The organism is Pedobacter sp. PF22-3 (genome assembly GCF_026239555.1).
GTDB lineage: Bacteria > Bacteroidota > Bacteroidia > Sphingobacteriales > Sphingobacteriaceae > Pedobacter.
In genome coordinates this window covers 89,170-100,089 of record NZ_JAPIVP010000021.1, presented here as the reverse complement: position 1 = coordinate 100,089, position 10,920 = coordinate 89,170, and the positions used below count along the sequence as shown (strand labels likewise).

The 10,920-nt window shown below is 43.3% G+C and carries 8 protein-coding genes; 6 read left to right on the top strand and 2 right to left on the bottom strand.

Annotation, left to right across the window (positions count from 1 at the left end):
* The 5 genes from OQX63_RS21240 to OQX63_RS21220 all read left to right on the top strand — a co-directional run.
* Window positions 1-1,729: Ig-like domain-containing protein (locus tag OQX63_RS21240; RefSeq protein ID WP_265852811.1), on the top strand; the 1,729-nt coding region annotated here is incomplete at its 5' end.
* Window positions 1,730-2,779, top strand: coding sequence for a type IX secretion system membrane protein PorP/SprF (locus OQX63_RS21235; RefSeq protein ID WP_265852810.1), 1,050 nt, complete (start codon window positions 1,730-1,732; stop codon window positions 2,777-2,779). It begins immediately after the preceding gene.
* A 140-nt stretch (window positions 2,780-2,919) separates the two neighbouring features.
* Window positions 2,920-4,878 carry an OmpA family protein gene (locus OQX63_RS21230; RefSeq protein ID WP_265852809.1) on the top strand — a complete coding sequence of 653 codons (1,959 nt, stop codon included), beginning with the start codon at window positions 2,920-2,922 and terminating at the stop codon, window positions 4,876-4,878.
* A 48-nt stretch (window positions 4,879-4,926) separates the two neighbouring features.
* A complete protein-coding gene (locus OQX63_RS21225) occupies window positions 4,927-5,148 on the top strand; it encodes a hypothetical protein (RefSeq protein WP_265852808.1) in 222 nt (73 codons plus the stop codon).
* A 114-nt stretch (window positions 5,149-5,262) separates the two neighbouring features.
* The gene (locus OQX63_RS21220) at window positions 5,263-7,242 is read left to right on the top strand and encodes an ATP-binding protein (protein WP_265852807.1); all 1,980 of its coding nucleotides are present in this window, start codon (window positions 5,263-5,265) and stop codon (window positions 7,240-7,242) included.
* A gap of 135 nt (window positions 7,243-7,377) precedes the next feature.
* Here OQX63_RS21220 and OQX63_RS21215 read toward each other — a convergent pair whose 3' ends face one another.
* A complete protein-coding gene (locus tag OQX63_RS21215; RefSeq protein WP_265852806.1) occupies window positions 7,378-8,940 on the bottom strand; it encodes an ArnT family glycosyltransferase in 1,563 nt (520 codons plus the stop codon).
* A 359-nt stretch (window positions 8,941-9,299) separates the two neighbouring features.
* Between OQX63_RS21215 and OQX63_RS21210 the strand changes: the two genes are divergently transcribed.
* Window positions 9,300-9,827, top strand: a complete 528-nt coding sequence (locus OQX63_RS21210) for a class I SAM-dependent methyltransferase (RefSeq protein ID WP_265852805.1) — start codon at window positions 9,300-9,302, stop codon at window positions 9,825-9,827.
* 95 nt (window positions 9,828-9,922) lie between these two features.
* On the opposite strand, the gene OQX63_RS21205 is transcribed toward OQX63_RS21210, so the two are convergent.
* Window positions 9,923-10,819 carry an SDR family oxidoreductase gene (locus tag OQX63_RS21205; RefSeq protein ID WP_265852804.1) on the bottom strand — a complete coding sequence of 299 codons (897 nt, stop codon included), beginning with the start codon at window positions 10,817-10,819 and terminating at the stop codon, window positions 9,923-9,925.
* Between the last annotated feature and the right edge of the window lie 101 nt (window positions 10,820-10,920).

Genomic DNA, 10,920 nt, shown 5'->3' with positions numbered 1-10,920 from the left:
CGCTGTTTACAACATTGCAACGGCAACAGGTAAAGATCCTAAAGGGAACAACGTTAGCGATCAGTCTGAGAGCGGTAACCCTTCAGGTCCCGGTACACCTCCTGTTGATCCTGCCTGTCCGGATTGTACGGTTACACCACTTCCACAGGCCCCGGTGATCAGATTAACTAAAACCGGAACATACGCAGATACCAATGGCGACGGCAAGGTGAACCTTGGCGACAAGATCAGCTATACTTTCAAAGTTGAAAACACGGGTAACGTTACGGTGAGTGACATCGTTATTACTGACCCTAAAGTAACCGTAACCGGTGGACCGGTAACTTTACTTCCCGGTGCAGCCGACCTATCAAGCTTCACTGCTTCTTACACGGTAACACAGGCCGATATTGATAAAGGTGCGGTTTACAACATTGCAACGGCAACGGGTAAAGATCCTAAAGGAAACAACGTTACCGATCAGTCAGAAAGCGGTAACCCTTCAGGTCCTGGTACTCCTCCTGTTGATCCTGCCTGTCCGGATTGCACAATCACACCACTTCCACAAACTGGTGCTTTGGTACTTGTTAAAAAGGTAACTAACGTGGGGACTGGTGTACAGGGTGCCTTCGTGTTAAACAACAACATCGAATACACCTTCACGATCACTAATACAGGCAACACAACATTGAGCAATATTGTTCTTAATGATCCTTTGATCTTTGCCGGTACAAAAGTGATCTCTGGAATACTAGCGCCAGGCGCCTCGTTAACTCATAAGGAAACGTATAAAATTACAGCTGCAGACATTGATAACGGAAAGGTAACAAACACTGCAGTGGCAACGGCCAAAGATCCTAAAGGTAACGATGTGAAAGACACATCGGGTACAGATACCGACAATGATAAGGCTACGGAAACAACTTTAGCTAAACCGCCAGTAGCGAAAGATGACACTGGTAAAACGCAGCAAAATAAACCGGTAACCGTTAATGTACAAACTAATGATCTTCCTGGCAGCAAGCCATTAGTGCCTGCAAGTACAACTGTGATTATCAAGCCTGCTCATGGTACGGTAAAGGTGAATACAGATGGGACTGTAAATTACACACCTGATAACGGATATACCGGAACGGACACATTTACCTATACCGTCACCGATGAAAACGGTCAGGTATCTAATACTGCAACGGTAACAATTACTGTGATTCCTTCTAAACCGGTTGCAATTGATGATCATGCGGAAACGGAATACAATAAGCCGGTATCAATCCTTGTACTTACCAACGACAGGATCGACGGATCTCCATTCGACCGATCGACGGTTGAGATTATTTCGTCTCCGGCACATGGAACACTGGTCGTTAATGCCGACGGAACTGTAATCTATAGACCATATAGCGGCTATACCGGTAAAGACCAGTTTACTTACCGCGTAAAAGACGAGAATGGAAACTGGACCAATGTGGCTACCGCAACTATCGATGTAACGGGCTTCTTTATACCTAATGTGTTTACACCTAACGGTGATGGAAAGAACGACCTGTTCGTAATCGTAGGTATCGAAAACTACCAACAGGTAGAAATTGCAATTTTTAACAGATGGGGTAATGAAGTATATCGTAATAGCAACTACAAAAACACATGGGACGGTCAGGGCTTAAACGAAGGTACCTATTACTACATGATCACGCTGAGAAACGGTAGCGATAGGCAGATTAAAAAAGGTTGGGTTTTAATTAAAAAATAAATGTACGGCCGGGCAACCGGCCATATCAAAAAAGTAATGAAGATAAAAGGCATAAATAAATTAATACTGGTAGTAGCTTTGCTATGTTGTGAAGCTACTCCTGTTCTTGCACAGCAGAACATTCAGTTTACACAATATATTTTCAATTCTTTAAGCGTAAACCCGGCATATGCCGGTTATAAGGAGGAATGGTTTGCCCAGATGGCGCTCAGAAGCCAATGGACAGGGATTCAGGGTGCTCCAAAGACCGGGCAGATTTCTATTGATGGGGTTCTGGATCCGTATACGAAAAGAATGGGCCTGGGCTTACAGATTACGGCTGATAAACTCGGTCCGCAATCGGCAAACGCTGCTTACTTGAACTATGCGTACCGAATCCGGTTAGATGATGAGGACACCAAAAGATTGAGCTTTGGTATTGGTGTTGGCCTTACACAATATGGTTTGGACGGAAGCCTGCTTAACCCGGTAGATGATGGTGATCAGTCGTTACCGATTGGTAAAATCAGTAATATCGTTCCTGATGCCAGGTTTGGTGTGTACTACTCAAGTCCTAAATTTTATATTGGTGCGTCAGTAATGGATCTGTTTTCTAGATCCTATGACAATGCAATCTTCCGTTGGAGTGATGGTACTAATGAAAATATCAGGCGCCAGCGTCATTTTTATTTGATTACGGGTATGTTGGTCGATCTTAATGACGATACTAAACTGCGTCCGAGTATTATGGTTAAGGAAGATTTTAAAGGACCAACAAGTTTAGATGTAGGCGCAATGGTCATCTTCGGCGGTAAAGTATGGTTGGGTGGGGCATACCGCACCGGTGTAAAAATCTGGAACAAAAAATATGCTGAAGGGCAGGATCTTAGTCAATTGAACTCAATTTCAGGCATCGCCCAATTTTATGTGGACAAACGTTTTCGCATCGGCTACTCTTACGATTATGCGCTAAGTAAGTTCGGAAGTATCTCAAACGGCACGCACGAGATCACCCTCGGTCTCACTTTCCCGCGGAAAGATATTCGTTTACTGAGTCCAAGATTTTTTTAATATGATACTTTGTTACATCCTAAAAGCAACAGCAGGCGTAGTCTGGCTGATGTTATTATCCATATTAGTGGTCTCGGCTTTCGTTATTGGCCTGGTAGAATCAATAGAACAGATTAAGATCACTTTAACCAAAATTTAATATGAACAACCATTATAGAAAATTTAGTTTAGTAGTTGTTGCCCTCTCCATCCTGCTCGGATGGGCAAATGCTCAGGAACAACCTGGGATACGTGAAAGGGCTCAGGCACTTTTAAATCAATATAGTTATGCAAAGGCTGCCACCTTAATCCAAAAACTGGTAGACAAGGATAATCCGCGAATTACAGACCTTGAAAATCTAGCACTGTGTTACCGCAACATGAATGATTTTGAAGCTGCGGAAACCTGGTACTCGCGCGTTATCGCCAGGCCTGAAAGTTCGGCCATCAATCTACTCTATTATGGCGAAATGCTGAAAGCAAATCTGAAATACGCAGAGGCAAAGAAAGTGTTTGCTGACTATGCCACCAAGATCGGCCTAACGCCTCAGGTGGCCTTACAAATCGCAGGCTGCGACTCTGCCATTACCTGGATGGCAAATCCAACCGCTTACCAGATTAGAAATGAAACGGGAGTAAATACGCCGCTTTCTGAGTTTTCAGCTTATCCTGTTGGAAAACTGGTGTATTTTACCGGAGAGCCGGAAAATAAAGGATTGAACAAAACTTATGGCCGAACGGGAAATAGCTTTCTTAAAATCTATGCCTCAACATCAGATATGCAGCATAACCTCACTAATCCTGTGGTGATAAAATCTGGCCTTAATGATGCGCCGTTTCATCAGGGGCCACTCGTATCGGACAAGTCCCAAACCGTTTTCTACGTTACCCGCACTTATACAGGTAGCCAGGGTGAAGTGGGTAAAGCTGGCAAACGAAAGTACAAAACAAGTAACCTGGAACTTTATATTTACACTAAGAATAAACAGACCGGAACTTACCAGGTGGAGCCATTTGCGTATAACAAACCTAAGGAATACTCCGTGGGACATGCAAGTCTGAGTTCCGACGAAAAAACCCTTTATTTTGTGTCTGATATGCCTGGAACGTTAGGTGGAACAGATATCTGGTATAGCGATCTGCAGTCTGACGGTACTTGGGGAAAACCTATTAATGTAGGTCCATCGGTAAATACTGCAGGCAACGAAATGTTTCCTTCGGTAAGTGAAACTGGCACACTGTACTTTTCTACAGACGGATTGCCCGGAATGGGCGGCCTGGATATTTTTAGCAGCAAGGGTGATAAATCCAACTGGACAAAAGCAGTAAATTTAAGGTATCCTATTAACTCTGCTGCAGACGACTTTGCTTTCTTTACCGCCGGCCCAACCGCTGATGGAATTACCGGATATCTGGCATCTAACCGTAAAGGTGGACAGGGTTCTGATGACATCTATACCTTCAACTACTCCCGTCCGAAAATCATTCTCGCGCTACGTGGGATAGCGTTTAACAAGAAAACGCATGAACATCTTTCTGATGTGACCGTTACTCTGTCGAAGAATGGATCAGGTATTGTAGCAAAAAAAATCAATGAACAGGATGGTACTTTCTTCTTCCAGCTTGATAAAGAAAGCGATTATAAAGTGCTCGGGGCCAAACTAAAGTTCTACGCAGATTCAGCAATATTAACCACGAAAGGGCTGGCAAAATCAGACACTTTATATGCCGAGTTGCGCTTAGAGCCTTTGTTTGAGCAGGGGAAAACGCTGAGACTTGCAAATATTCATTACGATTTTGATAAGGATAATATCCGGGCTGATGCGGCAAAAATATTGAATGAGTTGGTTCGCACCATGAGAGACAATCCTTCCCTGGAAATTGAACTTGCTTCTCATACTGATAGTCGGGGCGTAGATATCTATAACCTTGACCTTTCTCAACGGAGAGCAAGATCTGTAGTTAATTACCTGGTCAGCAGGGGTATCGCGAGAAGCAGGATGATTGCCAAAGGCTATGGCGAAACACGTTTGCTTAACCGCTGCTCAAATGGAGTGAGCTGTTCTGCAGCAGAACATCAGCAAAATAGAAGAACAGAATTTACCATTTTAAAATATTAGTAATAACGCTTTCCTACCTGCCAATTAAGGTAGGAAAGCTTGTAAATTATGGATGATCAAGCATTAAAAGAACTGAGAGCCCGCGTGTGTTTAAAAGCCGGGCTAAGTGCTGTTACTTCCTGGGATTGCAAATTTTTGTCGAAAGAGATTTCTAAAAGCACTAAAAAAATGATCAGTGAAACTACCGTGAAAAGATTCTTCGGCCTGGTCGCTGTAAACTACAAACTATCCAGATACACGCTAAGTATATTGGAGGAATACGCGGATTAAGGTTTACTGCTGCACCTGATGGCTCTACGGTTTTAATGACACTTTTTATCGTCTCAATAGCAATCTGTAACATCGTTTAGATCAGTTCTTACGTATTTGCCTTATATTTGATTGATGAATACTGAGGAAAAATCGCGCGATCCCTTTTTTGGCGAAGATCTTATATTACAAGCATTAAGCTGCTCTACCGAACCTACCGCTATATACGCTGGTGAAAATGTGACTATCCGGTTTGCTAATGCAGGGATGCTTTCGCTATGGGGCAAGGACGCTTCTGTTATTGGTACTCCGCTTATCAGTGCACTGCCAGAACTGGAAGATCAGCCATTCTTATCTCTTCTGCAAGAGGTGTGGCGTTCGGGCAAATCCTATTCGGTTACCGATGCACCTGCCAGGCTCATTAAAAACGGTATTCCGGTTACGGATTATTTCGACTATGAATATAAGGCGCTGTTGGACCAAAATAATAAAACCTGGTGTATTTTGAACACGGCCCGTAATGTTACTTCAAGATTAGAGCACCAGAAAAAAATTCGGGAAAAAGAAGAGAATGAACAAAGTCTGCTGGAGGAAATGGCAGCAACATTGGAGGAGTTGACGACCACAAATGATGAACTCAATCATTCGTTAAAACTTCTGGCAGAAAGCCGAGAGCAGGTGAGGACAATCATCGAGCAAGCGCCGGTAGGCATCGCTATGCTGCAGGGGCCAGACTTGATTATTGAGATCGCTAATCCTGTAATATTGAAGATCTGGGGGCATGAGTTGTCAGCTGTACAAGGCATCCCACATAAAACCGCACGGCCTGAACTGGAAGGCCAGCCGGTGAATCGATGGCTGAAGGAGGTCTTTGAAAGCGGGGTAAGGAAAACAAACAATGAATTTTCGGTGTTTTTACGCCACCATGAGGGACTCAGAGAGGCTATTGTGAATTCCATTTACCAACCTGTTTTTTCATCTGATCACCAAGTTACAGGCGTGCTGATCATTCTGGAAGAAATCACAGATGAGATACTGGAACGGCGCAGAAGCGAGAAAGACCAGCATATGTTATCCATGGCCATCGAGGCAGGGGCGCTGGCCACGTTCTACTATGAGCCCGATACCAATCTCTTCTCGGGAAATAAATTATTAAAATTATGGTTCGGTTTAGCTGATGAGGAGCAACTGGACCTCTCGATCGCTATTGCTGCTATTGTAGAAGAGGACAGGGAACGTGTTACTGCAGCCATTAATGATGTGCTGGGCGAAGGATCTGATGGGAATTACTTTATTGAATATCGTATCTTCCATCCCCATGACCCGAATGGGAGACTGGTGCAGGCAAGGGGAAAAGTGTTTTATGATGCTAAGGGAAAAGCGACAAGTCTGAATGGTACTTTACGGGATATTACTGAGCAGAAGAAAGAAGAACAGCGAAAAAACGATTTTATAAGCGTGGTCAGTCATGAACTTAAAACACCACTAACCGCCATCAATGCCTACCTTCAGTTGATGCAGCGTCAGGCCATTATGACAGAAAACACTGCTCAACAAAACATTCTGGAGAAGTCTGTTAAACAGGTTGGTAATATGAGTAATATGATCAATGGTTTCTTAAATATCTCGCGGCTTGATTCTGGAAGAATGCTGATTGAAAGGTCAGATTTCGATTTGAAAACGCTGTTTGCAGAACTGGAAGAGGAATTTCAATCCAGGATTCATACGCATGAAATCGTTGTTGATCAGCTACATTCTTTTCAATTAAATGCTGATCGGAATAAAATCGCTCAAGTCATTCAAAACCTGGTCGAAAATGCAGTTAAATATTCACCGATGGGAAGCCAGATCACCCTTGGCTATTCTGCGGCCGAAGATAATACAGTGGAAATTTCTGTCAGTGATAAAGGGATGGGCATTGCGGCGGAAGACCGGGAACGGATATTCGAGCGGTATTACAGGGCAGAAAAGGGGCAGAAAGGAATAATCTCCGGTTTTGGGATAGGGCTGTATTTTTGTCGTGAAATTATAGAACTCCATGATGGCCATATTAGTGTTGAAAGCAATATGGGAACAGGAAGTATTTTTAAAGTACAGCTCCCTGCCGGGCTTTAAAATTTTACCATCCGGAAGATAAAACATAACCTGATTTAAATTACAAGATGATCATTTATTTCCCGAATTGATAATCGTATCGTGCATTCACTTACATCCTTAACAGACGATAAGGGGGGCTGGCAACGCCATTTGTTAGTTTTCTACGAATATCAGCCGATCTCTGGCGTACTGTTGTTTGAAGGCCTTGGTAAGGAAGGATAACCTATAAATACATAATCCGTTAATGTGTGAGTTGTTTGAATGAATGGTATCAATGAGGGTTACTTTACCAGCAACGCCTTTAACGACCAGTCCGGTTGATTTAGTGAGGTAAATGATCGTGTGCTGATCCAGACTTTTTGGCGATTTGCTTAGAAAGCTGTTGCTTGCCGATATTACAAATGGCAGTTCGTTACTGCCGTAGTGTTTTAAGGCTCCGGCAATGGCATAATCGTCAGTTAAAATTACTTGCGCTTTACCCAACGTGCTTGGTTGTCTGCTGGCTTTTTCTACTTTCGTTGTCAGGTATTCCCAATCGGTCATGTCGGCGAAAAACTGTGGCATTTTACCATAAGAGCCATCCTCATAGCGAAGCGGTCTGGAAAAACCCGTTAGCTTTACCATTTCAGACATATAAAATTTATTATTGGTAAGGGAAAATATAGGAATTACCACAGGAAGACTGAAGAGTGCAAAAACATAGAGCATTCCGATGAACATCACTTTATAAGCAGTTTTAAAGTGATTTAACATGAGCGCCCAGCAATATCCACCGTTGGCAAATAGCAGGGGGAAGAGGCCTAGTCCATAATAAAGCTTGCCCTTTAATACGGATAGTATTGCAATCACCATTAAAGATGCGATGCCCAGAAAAAAATATTCTTTGCTTTGCCGGTTAGTCATCAGGAAAATAAGTCCTGCAGACCAAACAGCTACCGCTGCTCCGTGAAAGAAAAATAGTTGCAGGAAGTAATCGCCGAGATCAATGTCGAAGTTTGTTTTCGCCACCTGGGTTGTGAATTTATAAATAGGAAAGTTTTGTTCAAATTGCCATGCAATGTGTGGGGCTAAAATCAACAGGAAAACCAGGGCAGGAAGTATCAGCTTCTTCCAGTGGGGCGCAGTTGCACTCCTTCCACAAATTAACCAGGCGATGAGTACTGTAAAAACCAATAACAGGATGCTGTATTTGTTGAGTATGCCAAATGCCAATGCTATTGCCATAAGCCATAAGAAAGATGTTTTACGGGTTTTAAGGTAAGCGATGAGGGCGAAGGAAAGGAGGGTCCAAAAGAACTCATCGAACACGGCCGGTTGCAAGAGGTACGAAGTTGCTAAAAATGCAGGCGAGCAAATAATTGCCGAGCAGGCGATTGTAATGGCTAAACGTCTTCCGCCTAGAAAATAAGTGATGTAGCCAGTGATTACGACTATTGCCGCGGAGAAAAAGCAAGGCAGGATTCGGTAACCGATTAAAGAGGAGCAAAAAAGCAGCTTTGAAATATACGCTATCCAGGTTACAAATGGTGATATATCGGGGAAACCCCATTGCCATTCCTTTCCGAGTTCAACGTAGTAAATTTCATCAGCATGGTAGCCATATCCTTTTAAGGCAATTACATGGATCAGGAATTTTAAGATTCCGAAAAATATAATGAAGAGATGTAGTCCCCGAATGCTGCGTGATGAATCTAGGTGACAGGAAGTATTAACCATTAATAAAGGGAAATTGGGTGAAGTGCTGATCTCGACGCTGCAGATTCATATCTATTAATAACAGCAAAGGGTTAAATTAGTTTAAAAAGGGTATAATTCTGGCATCAACTGCTCAGATTGTACTATTAGAACAAAAAGGACTACATCCTGTTCTTTGTATAAACAGGAAAATAAAGGATCGTTGATATTGCCAGACTAACCGATTAGATATTAGTTCCAACATCCGGATACAACGATTTTTATGACGGATATTTTGTACTTATCTTTGCTTCAGAAATGAAAAGCGAGCAGATACAGGAAACCTTCGGAAATATTGATATTTATTTATTTGACCAATTGTTAAAAGGTACTTATGATGAGTGCAAAACCGTTTTGATGCTGGATGTGGAACCGGAAGAAACCTGCTTTACTTCCTGAAAAGTGGCGTACAGGTTTATGGGGTAGATTTAAATCCTGAAGCTATAGCTGAGCTTAAAAATCTGGCAGGTGCCTTCCCTCATATTAACCCCGACGAAAACTTCAGCATAGCGCCTGTAGAACAGTTACCTTTTGAAGATGAAAAATTCGATCTGGTTGTTAGTTCTGCTGTGCTCCACTTTGCAGAAAACCAGGAGCATTTTGAAGCGATGTTGACCTCCATGTGGCGTGTGCTTAAACCTGGTGGATATTTCTTCTGTCGCCTGGCTTCAGAAATCGGTATTGAATCAGTGGTCCGTTTTATCGGAAACGGGAGGTATATTCTTCCAGATGGATCAGAGCGATTCTTGGTTAACCAGGAAATGCTGGTTCGGCTTACCAAAAAACTTGGTGGACAGCTTCACGAGCCGATCAAGACGACCAATGTGCAGAACATGAGGGCGATGACGACTTGGTGTGTGCGAAAATAAAATCGCTTAAGTCAATGAAAGTCTATAGGTAACGAAAAATTAGAATGAGCTGATGCTGGAGAATGACTAATCCACCCAGCACCAGCTTAAGCTCCTTACGGATGACCGTTCCCGCCAGCGGCGCCATATATCTGTCCGGTTGCATAGCTGGCATTACTATCTGCCAATTGCACAAAAATAGATGCAAGTTCCGCAGGCTGACCAGGGCGCCCAAGTGGGGTGACTTCGCCAAATTTTACAATGGCATCTTGCGGTTGGCCTCCACTGGTTTGCAAAGGTGTCCATACCGGGCCTGGTGCTACTCCGTTAACCCTGATCCCTTTTGGTCCCAGCTGCTTGGCAAGTGATTTTACATAAGCAACGTTTGCGGCTTTGGTTTGTGCATAGTCAAAAAGATTTTCTGACGGATCGTATGCCTGTACCGAACTGGTTGCGATGATGACTGCACCCTCTTCAAGCAGCGGAAGTGCTGCTTTGGTGATCCAGAAAGGTGCATATACGTTGGTTTTCATGGTGGTATCAAAATCTTCAGTCGTGATGTCGAGTAAAGATTCAATAGCCTGTTGGTGTCCGGCATTATTAACCAGGATGTCGATCCCGCCAATTTTTTCTGCAGCTTCCTCAACAAGTTGACGGCAGAAATCTTCTGAAGTGATGTCTCCCGCAATACCAAATCCCTTTCTTCCGGCTGCGGCGATCAAGGCTAATACTTCATCCGCATCAGATTGTTCCTGCGGAAGATAGTTGATCACGACATCAGCGCCCTCGCGTGCATAGGCTATCGCTACCGCTCTACCTATTCCGGAGTCACCACCAGTAATTAGGGCTTTGCGCCCTGCCAATCTTCCAGAGCCTTTGTAACTCTGCTCTCCATGATCTGGAACCGGATTCATTTTTGATGCCAGCCCGGGTACCTCCTGCGGTTGCTTCACAAAAGGTGGTCTTGGATATTTTGTTAATGGACTTTCCATTTTTTTTTCGTTTTCAGACATTTTTGTTTTGTTTAATTTGTCAATGTATTTGCTGATCATGGTAAACGCATGCGTTTTTGATCGTACTCTTATTTGTGCAACATTGCTTCTTTAACTTTTGT